Origin of the sequence: Microbacterium saperdae (assembly GCF_006716345.1) — a bacterium.
Taxonomy (GTDB): Bacteria; Actinomycetota; Actinomycetes; order Actinomycetales; family Microbacteriaceae; genus Microbacterium; species Microbacterium saperdae.
Window position 1 is genome coordinate 2056019 of the sequence record NZ_VFOX01000001.1, and the last position, 20777, is coordinate 2076795.

The following is a 20777-nucleotide window of genomic DNA, read 5'->3' on the forward strand; positions in this document are numbered from 1 at the left end:
CTAGCTCTCTTCTTTCTCGGCGGCGCGGCTCTCTGCCTTGCCGTCTTGGTCTGTGATCTGCTGGAGCGCACTCCATCGAGGATCGATGGGAGCTGCCTGCTCCGTTCCGGTGCTCACGGCCAGTCGTTCGCCCGTTTTCGAGTCGAGACCCGGGCAATCCGGCTGACACACCGGCTGAAATGGAAGTGCCAATACGGCCGCTTCCCTGACGAGAGTTTCAAGATCCACGTGGTCGTCTTGAACCTCGAAGTCAGTTTCTTCCTCACCAGGATACGCGAAAAGCTCCTGGAACTCGACTTCGACGGGCCGGGCGATGTCAATCAGGCATCTTCCGCACACTCCCACGTACTCGCCTTCCGCGGAACCCGTGACGAGAATGCCCTCATGGACCGACTCCAGACGTACGTCCAGGTCGATCTCGGAACCGGCTTCGAAGGAGACGATGCCCTCACCCCACTGTTCCTTGAGCGTGATCGTGAACTCATGCTCACGCATCTCACCAGGACGTCGGACGATGTCTCGGGCGGGGAGGACGAAGGGGCCGTTCAGTCGAGATCGCACTCCACCATGCTACCGGCTCGCCCTGGACAGCGGCCGGGGACCGCGAGACGGCCCCACCGGGTCAGATACCGCGCGCGCCCGTGTCGAGGAACGCGGCGACCGCCGGCGGCACGAACGGTGAGACGTCGCCGCCGAGCGACGCGACCTGCCGCACGAGCGAGCTCGACACCAGCGCGTGTGCCGGATCCGGCAGCAGGAAGACCGTCTCGATGTCGGCCAGGTGTCGGTTCACGATCGCCATCGGCGATTCGTAGGCGACGTCGATCTGCGAGCGGATGCCCTTGACCAGGACGCCGGCGTTGACGTCGCGTGCGTAGTCGACCAGCAGTCCCATGCTCCAGGAGCCGATCACGATGTTGCCCGGCATCCCGTCCTCGGCGATCGACTGCTCGAGCAGCGCGAGACGCTGGGCGATCGGGAGCATCGCCTCCTTGCCGGGGTTGTGCACCACCAGCACATGGAGTTCATCGAAGAGGATCGCGGCTCGACGGATCACGTCGAGGTGACCCAGGGTCGGCGGATCGAAGGAACCCGGGACGACGGCGATCCGGCTGCTCATGCGATCAAGCCTAGGGCACGGCGGATCACGACGAGTCGACGCGGTAACGCAGCGTCAGTTCTTCGCGAGGGCAGCGCGGTCGGCATCGCTCACGCGTCGTCCGATCGCGTCGCGCAGGCCGGGATGACGGTCGAGTGCCGGGTCGTGCGCAAGGATCTCCTCGCCGATCTCTCTGGCGCGCGTGATGAGCGCGGCATCCTTCACGACCCGCAACAGCTTGAGCGACGACCGCACTCCCGCCTGGGCCGCTCCGAGCACGTCGCCCTCACCGCGCAACTCGAGGTCGACCTCCGCCAGCGCGAAACCGTCGAGAGTCGCGGCGACCGCCTCCACCCGGTCGCGAGCGAGCGTGTCGGACTCTGCCTCGGTGACCAGCAGGCACAGGCCAGGCACACCGCCTCGACCGACGCGGCCACGCAGCTGGTGGAGCTGCGAGACACCGAACCGGTCGGCATCGAGCACGATCATCGTCGACGCGTTCGGGACGTCGACGCCCACCTCGATCACGGTCGTCGCGAGCAGGAGATCGATCTCCCCGCGCGCGAACGCCTGCATCACGGCGTCCTTCTCATCGGAAGGCATCCGGCCATGCAGGACGGCGCGCCGGAGCCCGCCCAGTGTCGGGTGCGTGGCCAGCACCTCGTCGAGTTGCACGACGCCCCATCTCGGTCCGTTCCCGCCCTCCGTGCCGAGGGCAGGAGCTGCGGGTTCTGCAGCTTCGGCTGTCTTCTTCGCGGTGTCGATCGCCGCACACACCGCGAACACCTGACGACCCTGCGCGATCTCCTCCGCCGCGCGCTCCCACACCCGGTTGAACCAACCAGGGTGCTCGGCGAGCGGCGCGACGAACGACTGGATGCCGGCACGCCCCGCCGGCATGGTGCGGATCACCGAGGTGTCGAGATCTCCGAAGACCGTCATCGCCACGGTGCGCGGGATCGGTGTGGCGGTGAGCACCAGCGCATGCGGGCTCGACCCCTTGGCCCTGAGGGCTTCACGCTGCTCGACACCGAAGCGGTGCTGCTCGTCGACGACGACGAGACCGAGATCGGCGAACGTGGTCTTCTCCCCCAGCAGTGCATGGGTACCCACGACGATGAGCGCCTGCCCCGAGGCGACACGGAGCGCGGCCTTACGGCGCTCCGCCGCCGGCATCTGACCTGTCAGCAACGTCGGCATCACGAGCGGCGCGAGCTGGGGTCCCAGCATCTTCGCGATCGATCGGAGATGTTGCCCGGCCAGCACCTCGGTGGGGGCGATGAGCGCAGCCTGTCCCCCGCTCTCAGCGACCTGGAGCATGGCCCGCAGCGCCACGAGCGTCTTTCCCGAACCGACCTCGCCCTGCACCAGACGGTTCATCGGCCATGTTCCGACGAGATCGTCGGCGATCTGCGCCCCGACCGTCTGCTGGTCGGGAGTCAGCGTGTAGGGCAGCGCGGCGTCGAAGCGCTCGAGGAGACCGCCCGCGGAGGCGGTGCGTGGCGTGGCCGAGAGCGCGCGCACGGCATCGCGCTGCTGCAGGAGAGCGGTCTGCAGCGTCAGGGCCTCGTGCATGCGCAGGGTGCGCACGGCGGGGTCGATGTCGTTGCGCGTGCGTGGGCGATGGATCCGCTCGAGCGCCTCAGGCGCGGTCAACAGCTCCTCCTGCACACGTACCTCGTCGGACAGCGGATCGGGGACCGCGTCGAGATCATCGAGCACGCGGCCGATGAGACGCGCGATCTGCCACGTCTGCAGGGTCGAGGTCGCCGGGTAGATCGGGATGGGGACGGCGGCTCGGGCATCCGCCGTGCGGCGGGCCGTGTCCTCGTCGTCGAAGAGCTCGTATTCCGGGTGGGCGAACTGCGTGACGTTGTTGAACATGCCGACCTTGCCGGAGAACACCCCCCGACGTCCCACAGCGAGATCCTTCGAACGCCACTCCGCTGCGCCGACGTTCTTCGCGAAGAACATGAGGGACATGCGCCCGATGCCGTCGCCGATCACGACGTCGACCATCGCGCCCGGCCGGTTGCGCATCCGCCGGAAGCTGGACGACAGCACCTCCGCGACGATCGTGACGGTCTCGCCGATCGGCAGATCCCGGATCGGCGTGAGCTCCCCCGGATCGGCATACCGTCGCGGGTAGTGCGAGAGCAGATCTCCGACGGTCTTCATGCCGAACGCACGATCGAGCGTCTTCGCGGGTGCCGCGCCGAGCGCATCATCCAGCGACGAATCGAGCGTGAGCGACATGCTCCGAGTCTAGAGAACCTCGCCGACACCCCGAGCGCGACGGCTGTCGTATCGTGATGAGGTGACGAGGATCATCGCAGGCCGCGCAGGCGGCGCCAGACTCGACGTACCCAGCGCCGGTACGCGCCCGACCAGCGACCGTGTGCGGGAGTCCCTGTTCGGCTCGCTGGATTCGGCTGACGCGATCGACGGTGCACGGGTCCTCGATCTGTACGCGGGCTCCGGTGCGCTCGGCCTGGAGTCGCTCAGCCGCGGAGCGCAGAGCGTCGAGCTCGTGGAACAGAATCGCGCCGCGGCCGCCGTCATCCGTCGCAACGCCGCCACCGTGGCGCGCGCGGGCGATCTCCCGGCCGCCCGCGTGCACGAGAGCGCAGTGCGTCCGTACCTCCTGCGTGCGACGGGGGCATTCGACCTCGTCTTCACCGACCCGCCCTACGACCTCGGCGACGAGGCCATGAACGAGGATCTGAAGGCTCTCGCGCCGCTGCTGTCCGCGCAGGCGGTCGTCGTGATCGAACGCGCCAAGCGCTCCGCTGCGCCCGATCTCGCCGCAGCGGGACTCGAGCTCTTCCGCGAGAGGAACTACGGCGACACCACGCTCTGGTGGGCGAGTCCTCTGCCCGCGCAGGATGCGGCTGCCGTGGACGATGAGGCCGCTCGCGCGGCCGCTCAGCCCGAGACGGAGTCCCAGTCGCGATAGGGGTCCCACCCCAAGATGTCGACCGGCTCCTCATCGCACAGGATGCCATCCGCACCTCGAGGACGCACCTCGCCGATGATCCGGAACCCTGGGGGGAGCACGCCGTCCGGGAAGGTGGCCAGCAACGCGTGATCCTCGCCGCCGACCAGGGCGCGGTTCGGGTCGTCACCGAGCGCTGCACGGCTGAGCGCGATCGTGACCCCCGAGGCCGATGCCAGACGTCCGGCATCCAGCGCGAGTCCGTCCGAGACATCCATCATGGACGTGGCTCCGGCGATCGCGGCGATGCGACCGAGGCCGATGGGCGGGGAAGGGCGCAGCTGAGCGTCGAGCGCGGCGCTCTCCCCTGACGCGAGCCGGGCGGGGTCGACCGGAACAGGGGAACCCCCCTCACGGAACCTGTCGAAGAGGACGGCCAATCCATGCGCGGCGTGTCCGAGCTCGCCTGCCACCGCGACCGTGTCACCCGGCCGTGCGCCGGAACGCGTCACCGCCTCCCGGCCTTCCAGATCCCCCAACGCCGTCACGGCGACGGTGAGCACGTCGGACGTCGTCAGATCCCCGCCGACGACTGCACAGCCGGGAGCCAGGGCCGCACAGGCGTCGCGGAAGCCGTCCGCAAGACGCTCGACGAACGACAGCCGAAGATCCCGGGGAATGGCCAGTGCGACCAGCAGGGCGGTCGGCAGTGCGCCCATCGCGGCGATGTCGGCGAGGTTGACCGCTGCGGCCTTCCACCCCAGGTCGTAGCCGCTGGTCCAGGCGAGCCGGAAGTCGGGGCCGTGGACGAGCGTGTCGGTCGTGGCGACCACGCTGCCGGACGGTGCGGCGATCACCGCGGCGTCATCGCCGGGTCCGAGGATCGTGTGCGTCGCGCGTGCGGTGCGCGAGAGGATCGCATGCAGGATGCGTCCTTCGGAGAGGTCACCCAGGCGTGGATCATCGGCTTCGGGTCGGGAGGGCATGCTGTCAAAGGTAGCCTGGAAGCATGCCCCGTATCCGACGTCTCGTTGCCGCCGGGAGTGCGTTGATCGTGGCGGGCGTCCTCGCAGGATGCTCGACCACGGTGCACCTCGAACCCGCCGACGATGCGAACAACCCGGCGTGCGCCGCCGTCTCCGTGCTACTGCCGAACAACGTCGGCGGTTTCGACCGGGTCTGGACCGATGCCCAGGCGACAGGAGCATGGGGAGACCCCACCATCGTGCTGCGCTGCGGCGTGGAGCCGCCTGCGCCCTCGACGCTCAACTGCACGACGCTCGGCGGTGTCGACTGGCTGGTCCTCGATCAGGAGGAGGACCGCCAGCGACTCGTCACCTACGGACGCGACCCTGCCGTCGAGGTCAACATCCGGCGCGGCGAGGAGATCGATTTCGCGACCGTGGTCGACAAGCTCTCCGCCAGCATCCAGTCGGGCCTCGCCCCGGCCACGGCGCATTGCACCGAGCGGGTCGAGACGCCCGCGAGCTGAAGCGGCATATCGCGGCGTGAGCCCGGGCGAGGCGCGAAGGCAGCGCCGCCCGGGCGCACCGTCAGCGGCGCAGACCTGCCTCGATCAGCTCCGAGATCAGATCGCCGTAGCTCAGCCCCGACGCGACCCAGCACTTGGGGAACATCGAGATCGGCGTGAAGCCCGGCATCGTGTTGAGTTCGTTGACGACCAGCTCGCCGGCAGCAGTGAGGAACATGTCGACACGGGCGAGCCCTCGGCCGTCGACGGCCTCGAACGCGCGGATACCGGCCTCCTGGATCGCCGTCACCTCCGCAGGGGCCAGCTCGGCGGGGCAGACCACATCGACGCCATCGCCCCCGAGGTACTTGCCCTCGAAGTCGTAGAAGCCGCGCGAGGTCAGCACGATCTCCCCGGGAAGAGAGGCGCGGACGCCGTCTGCACTCTCGAGGACGGCCACTTCGATCTCACGACCGACGACACCGGTCTCGATGAGCACCTTGTCGTCCTCGGCGAACGCGAGCGCCAGTGCGGCGTCGAGTTCGTCCGGGGCGTCGACCTTCGAGACGCCCACGCTGGAGCCCGCGCGGGCGGGCTTGACGAAGAGCGGAAGGCCCAGTGCCGCGGCATCCTCGCGGATCGTCGCAGCGTTCGCCGCCCAGTCCCGGCGCCGTACGGTCACCCAGGGCGCGACGGCGATTCCCGCCGCCTCGAGCGCGATCTTCATGAAGTGCTTGTCCATGCACAGCGCGGAGTCGAGCACCCCGCCGCCGGCGTAAGGGACTTCGAGGGTGTCGAAGTAGCCCTGGATGGTGCCGTCCTCACCGTGGGTGCCGTGCAGGATCGGCAGCACGATGTCGATCTCGCCCAGCCCCTCCACCGTGCCGTCGGTGTGCACGACGCGCAGCGTGCGGTCGCCGCCGGGTTCGGGCCAGCGCACGCGGCTGCCGTTGTCGACGACCTCCGGCAGGTGCTCGGCGTCCAGCGGGAACTTCGCAGGGTCATCGTCTTCGAGGACGAAGGCGCCTTCCCGCGTGATCCCGACGGGGATCACGTCATAGCGGTCGCGATCAATCGCGCCCAGCACGCCCCCCGCCGTGGCGGAACTGATCGAATGCTCGCTGGAGCGTCCTCCGAAGAGCACCACCACCGTCTGCTTGTCCATGGTTGGTCCTCTCGCCCTGGGGGGTGTCGTCGTCCGTCGTCAGGTGGGGTGCGATGTCACGGGGGTCCATCTTCCCGTCCAGCACCATCTTCACCTGCTCGACGATGGGCATGTCCACTTCGGACTCGCGCGCGAGCTGCAGGATCGGCGCCACGGACGCGAGGCCCTCGGCGGTCTGCTGCATCTGCTTCACGACGTCCTGGAAGCTGTAGCCCTGGCCGAGCAGGCGCCCGGCCGTGTTGTTGCGGCTGAGCGGCGACTGGCAGGTGGCGATCAAGTCGCCCAGTCCCGCGAGGCCCTGAAGCGTCTCAGGGTGTGCGCCGTTCGCGACCGCGAAGTCGGTCATCTCCACGAGTCCGCGCGTGATGATCGATGCCTTGGTGTTCTCGCCGTATCCGACGCCGTCGACGATGCCGATCGCCACCGCGATCAGGTTCTTCAGCACACCGCCGAACTCGGTTCCGATCACGTCGGTGTTCACGAAGGTGCGGAAGTAGCTGTTCCGCGCCGCACGCGCGACGATCTCCGCCGTCTCCTGGCTCCGCGAGGAGATGACGGCGGCGGTCGGCTGCTCGCGAGCGATCTCCAGGGCGAGGTTCGGGCCGGAGGCGACCGCGATCCGATCGGGATCGCAGCGGAGCTCCTGCTGGATCACCTGGCTCATGCGCAGCCCGGTGCCACGTTCGACGCCCTTCATCAGGCTGACGATCTTCGCATCGCTGTCGGAGAGCAGCGGCCGGAGTGCCTTGAGGTTCTCCCGCAGCGACTGGCTCGGCACCGACAGATAGACCTGCTCGGCCCCCTGCATCGCGGTGGCCAGCTCGTGTGTCGCCGCCATCGTCCGCGGCAGGTTGATGCCCGGAAGGTAGCGGGAGTTGCGTTTGGCCTCGTTGATCTCCTGGGCGAGCTCGGCACGACGCGCCCACATGGTCACCTGGGCACCGCCGTCGGCGAGGATCTTGCCGAAGGTGGTTCCCCAGCTGCCCGCACCGATCACGGTCGCGCGGGGACCCACGGGCACGTTTCTCTTAGGAGTCAAGACGACCCGTCTCCTTCTGACCGTGGCTCGCGGGGTTCCAGCGCTCAGCGGGCGCCTTCTCGTCGCGCAGCTCCTCGAGCAGCGCGGTGATCGCGTTCATGAGCCGATTCGTCGCCTCGTTGAGAGCGGACTGCTCGCCGGCGCGGCCGCGGAGATCCGACACGTCGACCGGATCCCCGATCACGACGCGCACCGGCTTGCGCAACGGCCACAGGCTCAGGCCCTTCTGGTAGCGCCCCATGATCTCCTGCGTACCCCACTGGGCCATCGGGATCAGAGGGATGCCGTCAGCGAGAGCGAGACGCACCGCGCCGGACTTGCCGCGCATGGGCCACAGGTCAGGGTCACGTGTGAGCGTGCCTTCGGGGTAGACGATCACGCCCCGACCGTGCTCGACGAGCTCGGCGGACTGCTTCATGGTCTGCTTCGCAGCCGAAGCCGACGAGGTGCGGGCCACGGGGATCATGCCCGTGCGCCGCAGCAACCAGCCCAGGACGGGAATCTTGAACAGGCTCTCCTTCGCCATGAAGCGCGGGGCGCGGCCGATCCGCCACACCGCGAGGGCGACGATCAGCGGATCGAACTCCGAGTAGTGGTTCGGTGCCAGCACGAACGCACCGGTGCGCGGAAGCTTCTCCGCACCGGTGACCCGGACCTTCGCGATCAACGAGACCAACGGCACGACGATCGCGGCGAGCGGCCAGAACAGGCTCGGCCGCGACTTCTCCCCCGAACCGGAAGACACCGGCGTCACCGGATGACGTCGAAGTCAGCGCCGACGGCGTCGAGCTTGGCGAGGAACTTCTCGTATCCGCGGCTGAGGATGTCGACACCCGAGACCTGGGACTCCCCCGACGCGGTGAGAGCGGCGATCACGTGGCTGTAGCCGCCGCGCAGATCGGGGACGACGATGTCGGCACCGTGCAGCGGCGTCGGACCGGTGATGACGGCCGCCTGCTCCAGGTCGCGACGCGGAACACGACGGGGACCCGCCTGCAGGCCGCGCGGGTGCACGACGATATCGGCGCCCATCTTCACGAGCGCGTCGGTGAAGCCGAGCCGGTTCTCGTACACGGTCTCATGCACCACGGAACGTCCGTTCGCCTGCGTGAGCGCGACCACGAGGGGCTGCTGCCAGTCCGTCATGAAGCCGGGGTGCACGTCGGTCTCGATGACGACGGGCTTCAGCTCGCCGTCGCGACGGAAGAGGATGCCGTCCTCCTTGATGTCGAACCAGCCGCCGGCCTTGCGGAAGACGTTGAGGAACGTGAGCATCTCCTGCTGCTTGGCCCCGCCGACGAAGATCTCGCCATCCGTCGCCAGTGCCGCCGAAGCCCACGATGCGGCTTCGTTGCGGTCGAAGATGGAGCGGTGGTCGTAGCCGCGGAGCTTCTCGACACCCTCGATGACGATGACCCGGTTGGGCTCGTACGAGATGATCGCGCCCATCTTCTGCAGCACCGCGATGAGATCCATGATCTCGGGCTCGATCGCCGCGTTGCGCAGCTCGGTGACGCCCTCGGCGCGGACAGCGGTCAGCAGCACCTGCTCGGTCGCGCCGACGCTCGGGTAGGGCAGGTGGATGTTCGCGCCGTGCAGACGCGTCCCACCCGTCGAGAGGCGGATGCCGCTCGGAAGCTTCTCGACGACGGCGCCGAACTTGCGCAGCGCGTCGAGGTGGAAGTCGATCGGACGGTCGCCGATGCGGCATCCCCCGAGGTCGGGGATGAAGGCCTGACCGAGACGGTGCAGAAGCGGACCGCAGAAGAGGATCGGGATACGGGAGGCTCCCGCGTGCGCATCGATCTCCTCGAAGTGCGCGGACTCGACATCGCTGGGGTCGAACACCAGCGCGCCGGGCTCGTCGCCGTCCGAGACGCGGACGCCGTGCACCTCGAGCAGCGAGCGCACCACCGCGACGTCGCTGATCGCGGGGACGTCGCGCAGCACGCTGACCGAGTCGCCCAGGAGGGAGGCGACCATCGCCTTGGTGGCGAGGTTCTTCGCCCCCTTCACGTCGACGCGGCCGCGCAGCGGGCGTCCTCCTCGAATTGCGAGGACGTCTCCGGTGAGAGCGGGGACTCCGTCCGGAAGAGCATCGCGCACGGGTGTCGTCATTCGGAGCCTCACTTCATTCACGGAAAATCAGGGGCGGGGCGCCCCTCGGCCACCCGCCCCTTCCGTATCACTGCACGGGGAGGGTCCGGGGCCGCCACGACTCGCGACGGGCCTCGAACTGCGCGATCTTGTCTTCGTTGCGCAGCGTGAGCCCGATGTCATCGAGCCCTTCGAGGAGCCGCCATCTAGTGTAATCGTCGATCCCGATCTCAGCCTGGATGTCGCCGATCGAAGCGGTGCGCGCCTCGAGGTCGACGGTGATGCTCGCCCCGGGAACACGGTCGATCTCCGCCCAGATGCGCTCCAGATCCTCTTCCGAGATCGTGGCGGCGAGCAGTCCCTGCTTGCCCGAGTTCCCGCGGAAGATGTCGGCGAATCGCGGGCTGAGGACCACCTTGAATCCGAAGTCGCGCAGCGCCCAGACGGCGTGCTCCCGGCTCGAACCGGTGCCGAAGTCGGGACCGGCGACGAGTACGGATGCCCCCTGGAACACGGGCTGATTCAGCACGAACTCATCATCCTGACGCCAGGCGTAGAACAGGGCGTCCTCGAAGCCGGTCTTGGTCACGCGTTTGAGGAACACCGCGGGGATGATCTGGTCCGTGTCGACGTTGGAGCGCTTCAGCGGCGCTGCGATACCGGTGTGGGTCGTGAACTTGTCCATGATCAGGCCTCTTCTCCGATGGTGACGAGCAGATCGCCGGGGCTGGACAGCGTGCCGCGAATCGCGGTGGCCGCAGCGACCAGCGGCGAGACCAGGTGCGTCCGGCCGCCCTTGCCCTGCCTGCCCTCGAAGTTGCGGTTGGAGGTCGAAGCGCAGCGCTCACCCGGCGCGAGTTGGTCGGGATTCATCCCGAGGCACATCGAGCAGCCGGCGAACCGCCACTCCGCTCCGAAGTCCGTGATGATCTTGTCGAGTCCCTCGGCCTCGGCCTCCAGGCGCACGCGCGCGGATCCGGGGACGACCATCACACGGACGCCGTCCGCCTTCTTCTTGCCCTCGATGATCGAGGCGAACGCCCGCAGGTCTTCGATGCGACTGTTCGTGCAGGAGCCCATGAACACGGCGTCGACGGGGACGTCCTTGAGAGGGGTGCCCGGCGTGAGGTCCATGTACTCCAGCGCCCGCTCGGCCGCGGCGCGTTCGTTCGGATCGCTGATGTCGGCAGGGTTCGGAACCGAGGCCGACAGCGAGCTGCCCTGGCCGGGGTTGGTGCCCCAGGTCACGAACGGCTCGAGCAGATCGGCATCGATGAAGACCTCGGCGTCGAACGTGGCGCCGTCATCTGTCGGGAGGGTGCGCCAGTAGGCGACCGCGTCGTCCCAGTCCTGTCCCTTCGGCGCGTGCTGACGGCCCTCGAGGTACGCGAACGTCGTCTCGTCCGGAGCCACCATGCCGGCGCGGGCGCCGGCTTCGATCGACATGTTGCAGATCGTCATCCGGCCCTCCATCGAGAGCGCGCGGATGGCGCTGCCGCGGAACTCGAGCACATAGCCCTGTCCCCCGCCGGTTCCGATCTTCGCGATCACCGCGAGGATGATGTCCTTCGCCGTCACGCCGGGACGCAGCGTGCCGTCGACCGTGATCGCCATGGTCTTGAACGGCTTCAGCGGAAGGGTCTGCGTGGCCATCACGTGCTCGACCTCGCTGGTGCCGATACCGAAGGCCATCGCGCCGAACGCGCCGTGCGTCGAGGTGTGCGAGTCGCCGCAGACGACGGTGATGCCCGGCATGGTGAGGCCGAGCTGCGGGCCGACCACATGCACGATGCCCTGCTCGGCGTCGCCCAGCGAGTGCAGACGCACACCGAACTCCGCGGCGTTGCGCCGCAGCGTCTCGATCTGCGTCCGGCTGGTCAGATCGGCGATGGGCTTGTCGATCTCCCACGTCGGGGTGTTGTGATCCTCGGTGGCGATCGTCAGATCCAGGCGACGCAACGGACGCCCTTCGCTGCGCAGGCCGTCGAACGCCTGCGGGCTCGTGACCTCATGGACCAGATGAAGGTCGATGTAGATGAGGTCGGGCTCGCCGTTCTCGCCCTTCACGACGAGGTGGTCATCCCAGACCTTCTCGGCGAGCGTGCGGGGGCGTACGTGATCGGCACCTGATGCGGGGGTGTTCATTGCGTGTCTCCTGAAGCTGGCGGTTCGGCCCACGATGGACTCCGCGACGAGGAGGGGCTCAGAACGAGGTCTCGTCGCGGCCGCTAAGAAGGAGCACGATCCGCATGACGTCAGATTACCACCGCTTCAGCACGGTGTGACGCGCCGTGACACTCTACTGAGACCTGCCCTATCGAGAGGTACCCGTATGACCGCCGACTCCGCCCACTTCGTCACCCGTGCGGTCCACGCTGGCCGCACTCGCGAGACGGCCACGTCGCGTGCCACTCCGATCTTCCTGACGGCGGGCTTCGAGTTCGACGACTTCGACCACGCTGCCGACCACTTCGGCACCGGCGCCGGCTTCGGTTACACCCGCACGGGGAACCCGACGGTCCGCACGGTCGAGCGGCAGCTCGCCGCTCTCGAATCGGGTGCGGATGCGGTGCTCGTCGCCAGCGGCCAGGCCGCCGTCGTCACGGCGTTCCTGACCGTCGCCGGTGCGGGCGACCACATCGTGAGCTCGACCCACATCTACGAAGGGACGCGCGGTCTCCTGGTCGACAACCTGGCGCGACTGGGCATCGAGGCCACGTTCATCGACGACATCGATGACCCGGAAGCGTGGCGCGCCGCCATCCGTCCGAACACGCGCGCGCTGTTCGCGGAGTCGATCGCGAACGCGCGCAACGACATCCTCGACATCTCGGCGATCAGCGCCGTCGCCGACGAAGCCGCGATCCCGCTGATCGTCGACAACACGCTGGCGACCCCGTATCTGGTGCGGCCTCTCGAGCACGGAGCCGCGATCGTCGTGCACTCCGCCTCGAAGTTCCTGGCGGGGCACGGTTCCGTGCTCGGCGGTGTGATCATCGACGACGGCCGATTCGATGCCGTGCGCCACGGCCACAACGCGCCGCACCTCGTCCTCCCCGGTCGCGGGGGCCTCCCGAGCGTCGCCGCGCGCCACGGAGGGAACGCACGCATCGCCTACGCGCGGGAGTCCGTCGCGCCGCGTTTCGGTGCCTCCCCCTCCCCCCTCAACGCCTTCCTGATCGGGCAGGGGGTCGAAACCCTCGGTCTCCGTGTCGAACGCCAATCGCGCAACGCCCTCGAGATCGCGCGCTGGCTGGAGTCGCAGGACGAGGTCGAGAGCGTCGACTATGCCGGCCTGCCCTCCCACCCCGACCATGCGAAGGCCGAGCACTACCTCCGGGGCGGATTCGGGTCGATCTTCACGTTCACGCTGCGCGGCGGGCTGCCGGCGGCGCGTCGCTTCGTCGAGAGCGTCGAGGTGTTCGTGCACATGACCCACATCGGCGACGTGCGCTCCCTCGTGCTGCACCCTGGCACGACCAGCCACGCCCAGCGCGCTCCGGAGGAACGCGAGCTCCACGGGATCTTCCCCGGCACGCTCCGCCTGTCGATCGGAATCGAGGACGTGAGCGACCTCATCGGCGATCTCGCCCAGGTCCTCTCGGCGACCGAGGCTGCGATCGCATGAGCCGTCCGCAGCACTTCGGCTGGTTCCTCGCGCGCGGCTTCGGCCCGCAGGGATGGGGCTACCCGTCGCTCGACTGGGACTACGACTGGACCCGCCCCGAGATCTACCAGGAGGCGGCGCGCACGCTCGAACAGGCCGGCTTCGACCTCGTCATCATCGAGGACAGCCCTTCGCTCGGCTCCCCCGAGACGATCGACATCCGCGTCCGCCACGCCTTCGGCGGACCGAAGCACGATCCTCTCCTGCTCGCTCCGTACCTGTTCCAGGCGACGAGGCACCTCGGTGTCGTCCCGACCGTGAACCCGGCGGCATCATTGCCGTTCACCTCCGCTCGCCAGTTCGCCACACTGCAGCACCTGAGCGGACATCGTCTCGGCCTCAACGTCGTGACGGACACCGGCAGTGCACGACACTTCTCGGACGCACCGCAGCTCGATCACGATGCCGCCTACGACCGCGCCGAGGAGTGGCTCGACGGCATCCGCGCGCTCTGGCACAGCTGGGACGACGGGGCCTTGATCGCCGACAGAGGCACGGACGTCTATGCGGACGGCACGAAACTGCGTCCCATCAGGCACCGCGGTGAGCACTTCGCCTTCGACGGTCCGCTCAACGCACTCCCGTTCACCGACGGGGAGCCCGCCATCGTCTCGCCCGGCGGGTCCGGGCGTGGTCTCGGTTTCGCCGGCGCGAACTCGGACGTGCAGTTGGCGCTGGCTCCGCTGCATGAGGCGTCCGTGCGCGCCTATCGCGCGAAGGTGCACGACGCCGCGATCGAGAAGGGCCGGCGCCCGGAGGATATCAAGATCCTGTTCGCGATCCAGCCCGTCATCACCTCCTCGGTCGAGGAAGCGGAACGGATCGTCGCCGCATCGGCGCACCCCGATGATGCCGCCCTTGTCCAGATCGCCCGCAAGCAGTCGAGCGACCTGGAGACGGATCTGACATCGCTCGATCTCGACAAGCCCCTCGATCTGTCGCTCTTCGGCGCGCACGTGTCGCGCGGCAGCATCCAGCGTCTGATCGGCGATCTCGGAGAGGATGCCCCGCTGCGCGCCCACCTCACGGCACTCGTCCGTGCCGGACGCATCGACGACCGCAGCGGCTTCGTCGGCACCGCAGAGGAGTTCGCCGATCTCATCGAGGAGCTGGGCGAGTGGGGCAACGACGGAGTCCTGCTCTGGGGAGACTTCCACCCCGTCACGCTGCATCGCACGCTCGACGAGCTCGTGCCGATCCTGCGCCGACGCGGCATTCTGCGCCGCGAGTACGTCGAAGGCGGCCTGCAGGCGAACCTGCGCGCGTTCTGAGTCGACGCACCGGCCGAGGCGCTACCAGCCCTGCGAGCCGGGCACGCCTTTGAACGGCCCCACGACGGAGGACGTGACCCACCCGCCGTAGAATCCACCCGGTTGCGGAGTGACGACCTCGCCGCCCACCGTGCATTCGTCCATCTGCCCTGCATACACGGCGACCCGGTCGACCAAGGTCTCGTATCCCGGATCCGGATGCGGATAGTTCCACGCCGCGCCCTCGCGCACGAGACCTCCGCTGCGCACGTCGAGGTATCGTGCGGCACCCTTGAACTCGCAGAACGACGTGCCGCGCGCATCCACGAGGGCACCGGGGACGAAGTCCGCGATCGGCAGGTAATACACCGGAGGGTGGCTCGTCTCGAGCACCCGCACCGCGTGACGGGTGTCGGCGATCAGCGCACCGCCGAGGCGTATCGTGACCCGCTCCGGGACCGGCTCCACCCGCGGCGGCCGCGGATAGCCCCACACGGATTCCTGGCCGTGAGCGGGCGTGACGGGATGAGGCCTGCGCATCTGTTCACTGTACGTCGCTCGGTGTTGACTGGTGCGATGATCGCGATACCGATGTTCCCGCTCGGCTCGGTGCTGCTGCCGCACACTCCGCTCCCCCTGCAGGTGTTCGAGCCGCGATACCTCACCATGATCGGACGCCTGCTCGACGAGGAGGAGGCGCGGTTCGGCGTCGTGCTCATCGAGCGCGGCCACGAGGTCGGCGGCGGCGACCGGCGGAGCGGCATCGGCACCGTGGCCCGCCTGGTCAGCGTCGCGCCAGGCGCGGACGTGGTGCACATCGTGGCCGTCGGCACCGAGCGATTCACCGTCGAGCAGTGGCTGGACGATGATCCCTATCCCCGCGCCGAGGTCACGGCACTGCCCGAGCTCGGATGGAACGATGCTCTCACCCCGCTGCGCACCGAAGCCGAGGCGATCGTGCGGCGCACTCTCGCGCGGGCTCCCGAGGCACGATGGGATGCCGGCACCGAGCTCTCCGACGACCCCATCGCCGCCGCCTGGCAGCTCGCTGCGATCGCCCCGCTGGGCGAATACGACCGCTACACCCTCCTGCGGTCGACCACCGCCGGATCGCTGCTCCGTCAGGTCATCGATCTCACGCTCGAGGCGGAGCTGCTGTGGTCAGCCGAATGACCCGTGTGCGCCCCGTGAACTCAGTCGACGCTGAGGGCGTTCCTGGCGGCGCGTTTCTCTCGTGATGAGGCGATCAGGCTGGCGACGGTGGCGCCGACCATCGCGACCAGGATGACGGTCAGCGACATCCAGATGGGGATGTCGGGGGCCCACGCGATGTGCTCGCCCCCGTTGATGAACGGCAGCTCGTTCTCGTGCATGGCGTGCAGGACGAGCTTGACCCCGATGAAACCGAGGATGATCGCGATGCCGTAGTGCAGGTAGCGCAGTCGATCCAGGAGGTCGCCCAACAGGAAGTACAGCTGACGCAGCCCCATCAGCGCGAAGATGTTCGCCGTGAAGACCAGGAAGCTGTTGTGCGTGATGCTGAAGATCGCGGGGATCGAGTCGATCGCGAACATCAGGTCGGTCACACCGATCGCGACGAAGACGATGATCATCGGCGTCCACATGCGCTTGCCGTCGACGACCGTGCGCAGCTTGTTGCCGTCGTACTCCTCACTGATGTCGATACGACGACGCAGCAGCCGGACGATGAAGTTCTCGCGCTGCACCTCGCCGTCGTGGTCGCCGTCCGGCATCGCCTGACGGATCGCGGTGTAGATCAGGAACGCACCGAAGATGTAGAAGATCGGCGAGAAGTTCTCGATGATCGCGACACCGAGCAGGATGAACAGTCCGCGCAGCACCAGCGCGATGATGATGCCGACCATGAGCACCATCTGCTGCAGCCGCCGCGGCACCGCGAACTGCGCCATGATCAGCACGAAGACGAAGAGGTTGTCGATCGACAGGCTGTACTCCAGCGCCCATCCGGTGAGGAACTCCCCCGCGAACTGGCCGCCCGCGAACAGGGCGAGCAAGCCGGCGAACACCAGCGCGAGACCGACGTAGAAGGCGACCCAGAGGGTGGATTCCTTGGTCGACGGGATGTGCGGGCGCAGGCGCACCAGCATCAGATCGCCGATGAGGATGAGCACGAGGACGACGAGCGAGCCGACTTCGAACCAGACGGGAATGTTCACGCGCGCACTGCGCCTTTCGAGAGGGGTCGTTGGATACCGAGAGTCTCTCCCCCGCACAGAGTGCGTCGCGCGCCCGGAGCAGCGGAACTGGTGCTCGTGATGACGTTACGCGCGGATCCGGGATACTCCCCCTCGCGATGCCCATGTTAGCGGAGCGGGCGGGGGTGCAGGACCGTTCCCGCGGACGTGACTTCCCCCGGCGATTCTGAGACGATGGCGCTTCTGTCGACACTTCTCTGTTGAGAGACACCGAACGGAATCAGGATGCCCGTGCAGACGAGTGATCAGAAGTGGGCGGCGCAGGCCGCGGCAGGTGACGAGAGCGCCTTCCGCGAGCTGTATCGCGCCCATGTCCGACCGGTCTTCTGGATCGCCGACGGCATCCTCGCGTCGTCCTCGGACGCCGAGGACGTCACCCAGGAGACGTTCGTGGTCGCCTGGAGGAAACTCCCGAGCCTCGAACTGCAGGGGGAATCGATCCTGCCGTGGCTGGCGACGATCTGCCGCTTCCAGGCGGCGAATCGGCTCCGCCAACGGCGACGAGATCAGGCCCACACCGCGGATGTCCTGGACGAGAACGTCCCGGACACGGTGAGCGTGGAGGAGCAGGTCATCACGGCCGCGCTCGCCGCGCGGATCGCGGCCGAGGTCGGCACCCTGAACGAGCTCGACCGTGAGATCTTCCGCCTGTGCGCATCGGAGGGCTATGCCTATCAGGCAGCCGCCGATGAGCTGGGCGTGAGCCATGCCGTGGTCCGGAACCGTCTCTCCCGAGTGCGCACCCAATTGCGTGGCGCCGTCAAGGAAGTGAGAGACGCATGAACGACCAGAACTCGATCGACGACCTGCCGGACCTGCCGGATGACGCGATCGCGCGGATCGAGAACGCGGTGTTCTCGCAGATCGCCGAGGAACGATCGCCTGCCGCTCCCACGGCCGCGCGCTCGAGGCTGCGGCGTCGCCGGTGGCTGACAGGCGCCGGCATCGCTGCCGCCTTCACCCTCGGAGTGCTCGTGACACCGCCCATCCTCGGTGCCGTCGGCTCCGGAGTCGTGATGAGCACGGCAGACGGCACCGACATGTCCGGAGGATCCGTCGCGGAATCGAGCGCGGGGTCGTCTGACCGGAGCTCAGAGGTCGTACCTGGCGACGGGTCGAGCGACGCATCGGCACCGTCGACCCTCCTCGGCGCCGAGGCCGGGGATGCCGACAGGGAGATCGTCACCACGGCGAACGTCACTCTTCAGGTGAAGGACATCCCGACGGCCGCTGCGGCCGTGACCGCACTCGCGGAGGAACACGGCGGCTACGTCGAGAGCACGCAGGTCGGCAAGGCACTCGCGATCGATGACAGCTCCGCTCCCGCCCCGGCCGATGCGGGGTACGGCTGGATCAGCGTCCGCGTGCCGTCCGCCGATCTCACCGACGTGATCAGCGAGCTCGGCGATTCCGGCGAGGTGCTGTCGTCGTCGATCGCGAAGCAGGACGTGACTTCGACGGCGATCGATCTGCGGGCACGCGTCGATGCGACCAAGGCGTCGGTCGAGCGGCTGACCGAGCTCATGGCGCAGTCCGGGAGCGTCTCCGAACTCATCGAGGCTGAAGTCGCGCTGACCGATCGTCAGGCACAGCTCGAATCGTGGGAGCAGCAGCTCGCCTCCATCGAGGACCAGGTCGCGATGTCGACGGTGCAGGTCGAACTCACGCGTGCCTCGGTGCCGACCACCGCCGACCCCGCCGGTTTCGCCGACGGCGTGCTGGCCGGATGGAACGGCTTGGTCGTCTCGCTGAACGCCCTCGTCATCGCCGTCGGATTCATCCTCCCCTGGCTCGGCGTCGCCGCCGTCGTGGTGCTCGTCATCTGGCTCATCCGCCGCGCCCGTCGGGCTCGGCGCGAAGCAACGGTCAGCGCGGACACCGCCGCGGACTGAGGTCGCACCGAAGGCCGCCGCGGGTCTCGTTTCCGCGGCGGCCTTCGGCGTGGACGTGCGCGTATCCCGCGTCTTTCCGCGGTATACAAGAACTCTTGTGGGTCTCAGCGACCGGGCATAGCGTGTCCTCTCGTGGAAGACATCTCCGTGATCACCGCCGTGAACCACCCGCTGCGTCGCCGCATCTTCGATTACCTGCTCCTGTACGGGACGTCACAGGTGACGACGATCTCCCGCTCGTTGGAGAGCCAGGTGGGCAGCATCAGCCATCATCTGCGGATGCTCGAGCGGGCCGGCGTCGTCGAACGCGCCGAAGACCCCCGCGGAGATCGCCGCACCAGCTGGTGGCGCCTCGCCCGGCGCAGCATGACCTGGTCGGCCGAGGACTTCGCGGACTCCCCCGCGGACGCCCTGCTCGCCCGCGAGGCGGAGCGCCAAGGCATCCGCATGCAGATGGAGCGGCTGCAACGCTGGCGACGTCATCGAGGCGATCCGGCATACGCCGAATACGAGGCGTTCAACACCGAGACGACCACCTGGGCGTCGGCGGCGGAGATCAAAGATCTGTCCGACCGCCTGCGGCAGACGCTGAGCGAATGGCAGACGTCGATCGACGACACGGATGGGCAGCCGCGAGTGCCGGTCTTCTTCTTCTCCCACATCTTCCCGACGGAGCCGTGATGAGCGTCGCGGAACCGATCGTGCTGCAGGAGCCACCACCGTTCCCGCGCGATCGGCGCGTACATGCCTGGATCGGGATCAAGGCGTTGTCCGATGCCGGAGACGCGCTCTGGACGATCGCGCTCGCGTGGACGGCCGTGCAGATCGCCACCCCTGCCGTCGCGGGCCTCGTGGTCGCGGCAGGTACCGTGCCCCGAGCCGCCGTGCTGCTGTTCGGCGGCATCCTCGCGGACAGGGCGGACGCGCGCCGCGTCATGCTGTTGTTCAACGCACTGAGGGTGGGGGTGCTGATCGCTGTGGCGCTCTGGGTCGTCGCGACGCCACCCACCATCGCGGTGCTGCTGTTCGCCGCCATCGCGTTCGGGGTCTGCGACGCTTTCTACGAACCGTCGGCGGGCACGATCGCGCGGCAGCTCGTGCGCGCCTCGGATCTTCCTGCCTATTCGGCGGTCGCGCAGACGGCCTCACGGCTGGGAACGATGGGCGGAGCCGCCCTCGGTGGCGTGGTGGTCGCGCACGCCGGACTGGCCGGCAGCGCGTCCGCCAATGCGCTCACCTTCGTCGTCGTCGTCGCGTTCATCGCGCTCGGGCTGCGTCCACGCTTCGCGCTTCCGCGAGCTGCCAAGGAACCCGCGCTGCGCGGGATCGCGCGCGGCTTCGTTCACCTGAAGAACGCGCCCACGACGCGCACGCTCGTGCTCGCCCTGTCCGGTCTGAACCTGGCCGTCGGTCCGGCTGTCGGCATCGGACTGGCGTTGCGGGCCCACGACCAGGGGTGGGGCGCGCAGGCGGTCGGCCTGTTCGAAGCGCTCCTCGGAGTCGGCGCAGCGCTCGGCGCCGTCTCCGTCGCGCGATGGCGGCCTCGGCGCGAGGCCTCTGCCGGCTTCTGGGCACTGGTCGTGCAGGGCGGCGGCATCGTGGCACTCGGCATCGGACCGGCCTGGACGGTGGCGATGGCGTCGTTCGTGATCGGAGCGACCGCGGGATACGCGTCCGTGCTGCTGAGCTCGACGTTCGCCGCGACGATCGACACCGCCTATCTGGGCCGCATGGGCGCGATCACCCGCCTGGGTGACGACTGCCTGATGCCGCTCGCGATGATCGCTTTCGGTACGCTCGCCTCGGCGACGGCGCTCTGGGTGCCGTTCACGGTCTTCGGGGCGGCGATGGCCGCCCTGATGATCGTGCCGCTGCGGAACAGGACCTTCCGCGAGCTCTCGCTCCGCCCCGTGAACTGACCCGGA

At 68.3% G+C, this 20777-nt stretch carries 21 protein-coding genes; 9 read left to right on the forward strand and 12 right to left on the reverse strand.

The features are described from left to right. From FB560_RS09835 to FB560_RS09845, 3 genes are all read right to left on the reverse strand, one after another. Entirely contained in the window at positions 1-495 is a 495-nt protein-coding gene (locus FB560_RS09835) for a YceD family protein (RefSeq protein ID WP_229673224.1), read from the reverse strand. A gap of 127 nt (positions 496-622) precedes the next feature. Beyond that, positions 623-1120: a pantetheine-phosphate adenylyltransferase gene (gene coaD / locus FB560_RS09840; protein WP_141872190.1), complete on the reverse strand. Its 498-nt coding sequence runs from the start codon at positions 1118-1120 to the stop codon at positions 623-625. 54 nt (positions 1121-1174) lie between these two features. After that, entirely contained in the window at positions 1175-3355 is a 2181-nt protein-coding gene (locus FB560_RS09845; protein WP_141872191.1) for an ATP-dependent DNA helicase RecG, read from the reverse strand. Between the two features lie 61 nt (positions 3356-3416). On the opposite strand from FB560_RS09845, the gene rsmD reads away from it, so the two are divergent. Continuing rightward, entirely contained in the window at positions 3417-4055 is a 639-nt protein-coding gene (gene rsmD / locus FB560_RS09850; RefSeq protein WP_141872192.1) for a 16S rRNA (guanine(966)-N(2))-methyltransferase RsmD, read from the forward strand. On the opposite strand, the gene thiL is transcribed toward rsmD, so the two are convergent. Next, positions 4025-5020, reverse strand: a complete 996-nt coding sequence (gene thiL, locus FB560_RS09855) for a thiamine-phosphate kinase (RefSeq protein ID WP_141872193.1) — start codon at positions 5018-5020, stop codon at positions 4025-4027. The genes rsmD and thiL overlap by 31 nt on opposite strands. 23 nt (positions 5021-5043) lie before the next feature. On the opposite strand from thiL, the gene FB560_RS09860 reads away from it, so the two are divergent. Next, positions 5044-5526 (forward strand): DUF3515 family protein, encoded by a 483-nt coding sequence (locus tag FB560_RS09860; protein WP_141872194.1) that lies wholly within the window; start codon positions 5044-5046, stop codon positions 5524-5526. Positions 5527-5587: 61 nt separating this feature from the next. Here the strand turns inward: FB560_RS09860 and FB560_RS09865 are convergent, their stop codons facing one another. From FB560_RS09865 to leuC, 6 genes are all read right to left on the reverse strand, one after another. Further along, positions 5588-6670, reverse strand: coding sequence for a D-alanine--D-alanine ligase family protein (locus FB560_RS09865; RefSeq protein ID WP_141872195.1), 1083 nt, complete (start codon positions 6668-6670; stop codon positions 5588-5590). Further along, positions 6576-7685, reverse strand: coding sequence for an NAD(P)H-dependent glycerol-3-phosphate dehydrogenase (locus FB560_RS09870; RefSeq protein ID WP_229673222.1), 1110 nt, complete (start codon positions 7683-7685; stop codon positions 6576-6578). The genes FB560_RS09865 and FB560_RS09870 overlap by 95 nt, the downstream gene beginning before the upstream one ends. Before the next feature lie 13 nt (positions 7686-7698). Continuing rightward, the gene (locus FB560_RS09875; protein WP_141872197.1) at positions 7699-8463 is read right to left on the reverse strand and encodes a lysophospholipid acyltransferase family protein; all 765 of its coding nucleotides are present in this window, start codon (positions 8461-8463) and stop codon (positions 7699-7701) included. Further along, the gene (gene murA, locus FB560_RS09880) at positions 8460-9827 is read right to left on the reverse strand and encodes a UDP-N-acetylglucosamine 1-carboxyvinyltransferase (protein ID WP_141872198.1); all 1368 of its coding nucleotides are present in this window, start codon (positions 9825-9827) and stop codon (positions 8460-8462) included. Before murA ends, FB560_RS09875 begins: the two co-directional genes overlap by 4 nt. Before the next feature lie 67 nt (positions 9828-9894). Beyond that, entirely contained in the window at positions 9895-10491 is a 597-nt protein-coding gene (gene leuD, locus FB560_RS09885; RefSeq protein ID WP_141872199.1) for a 3-isopropylmalate dehydratase small subunit, read from the reverse strand. A gap of 2 nt (positions 10492-10493) precedes the next feature. Further along, positions 10494-11951 (reverse strand): 3-isopropylmalate dehydratase large subunit, encoded by a 1458-nt coding sequence (gene leuC / locus FB560_RS09890; protein ID WP_141872200.1) that lies wholly within the window; start codon positions 11949-11951, stop codon positions 10494-10496. Between the two features lie 187 nt (positions 11952-12138). On the opposite strand from leuC, the gene FB560_RS09895 reads away from it, so the two are divergent. Further along, complete coding sequence (locus FB560_RS09895) at positions 12139-13434, forward strand: O-acetylhomoserine aminocarboxypropyltransferase/cysteine synthase family protein (protein ID WP_141872201.1); 1296 nt, start codon at positions 12139-12141, stop codon at positions 13432-13434. Next, positions 13431-14744, forward strand: coding sequence for an LLM class flavin-dependent oxidoreductase (locus tag FB560_RS09900; RefSeq protein WP_141872202.1), 1314 nt, complete (start codon positions 13431-13433; stop codon positions 14742-14744). Before FB560_RS09895 ends, FB560_RS09900 begins: the two co-directional genes overlap by 4 nt. Positions 14745-14765: 21 nt before the next feature. Here FB560_RS09900 and FB560_RS09905 read toward each other — a convergent pair whose 3' ends face one another. Then, on the reverse strand, positions 14766-15263 hold the full coding sequence (locus FB560_RS09905; protein WP_141872203.1) for a DUF427 domain-containing protein: 498 nt from the start codon (positions 15261-15263) through the stop codon (positions 14766-14768). Between the two features lie 36 nt (positions 15264-15299). On the opposite strand from FB560_RS09905, the gene FB560_RS09910 reads away from it, so the two are divergent. Further along, positions 15300-15896 (forward strand): LON peptidase substrate-binding domain-containing protein, encoded by a 597-nt coding sequence (locus FB560_RS09910; protein ID WP_141872204.1) that lies wholly within the window; start codon positions 15300-15302, stop codon positions 15894-15896. Between the two features lie 20 nt (positions 15897-15916). Here FB560_RS09910 and FB560_RS09915 read toward each other — a convergent pair whose 3' ends face one another. Further along, positions 15917-16921, reverse strand: a complete 1005-nt coding sequence (locus FB560_RS09915) for a TerC/Alx family metal homeostasis membrane protein (RefSeq protein WP_141872205.1) — start codon at positions 16919-16921, stop codon at positions 15917-15919. 264 nt (positions 16922-17185) lie between these two features. Between FB560_RS09915 and FB560_RS09920 the strand changes: the two genes are divergently transcribed. From FB560_RS09920 to FB560_RS09935, 4 genes are all read left to right on the forward strand, one after another. Further along, on the forward strand, positions 17186-17743 hold the full coding sequence (locus FB560_RS09920) for an RNA polymerase sigma factor (protein ID WP_141872206.1): 558 nt from the start codon (positions 17186-17188) through the stop codon (positions 17741-17743). Beyond that, positions 17740-18852, forward strand: coding sequence for a DUF4349 domain-containing protein (locus FB560_RS09925; RefSeq protein ID WP_141872207.1), 1113 nt, complete (start codon positions 17740-17742; stop codon positions 18850-18852). The genes FB560_RS09920 and FB560_RS09925 overlap by 4 nt, the downstream gene beginning before the upstream one ends. Before the next feature lie 132 nt (positions 18853-18984). Continuing rightward, the gene (locus FB560_RS09930) at positions 18985-19533 is read left to right on the forward strand and encodes an ArsR/SmtB family transcription factor (protein ID WP_141872208.1); all 549 of its coding nucleotides are present in this window, start codon (positions 18985-18987) and stop codon (positions 19531-19533) included. Next, complete coding sequence (locus FB560_RS09935) at positions 19533-20771, forward strand: MFS transporter (protein WP_229673141.1); 1239 nt, start codon at positions 19533-19535, stop codon at positions 20769-20771. The genes FB560_RS09930 and FB560_RS09935 overlap by 1 nt, the downstream gene beginning before the upstream one ends. Positions 20772-20777 lie beyond the last annotated feature (6 nt).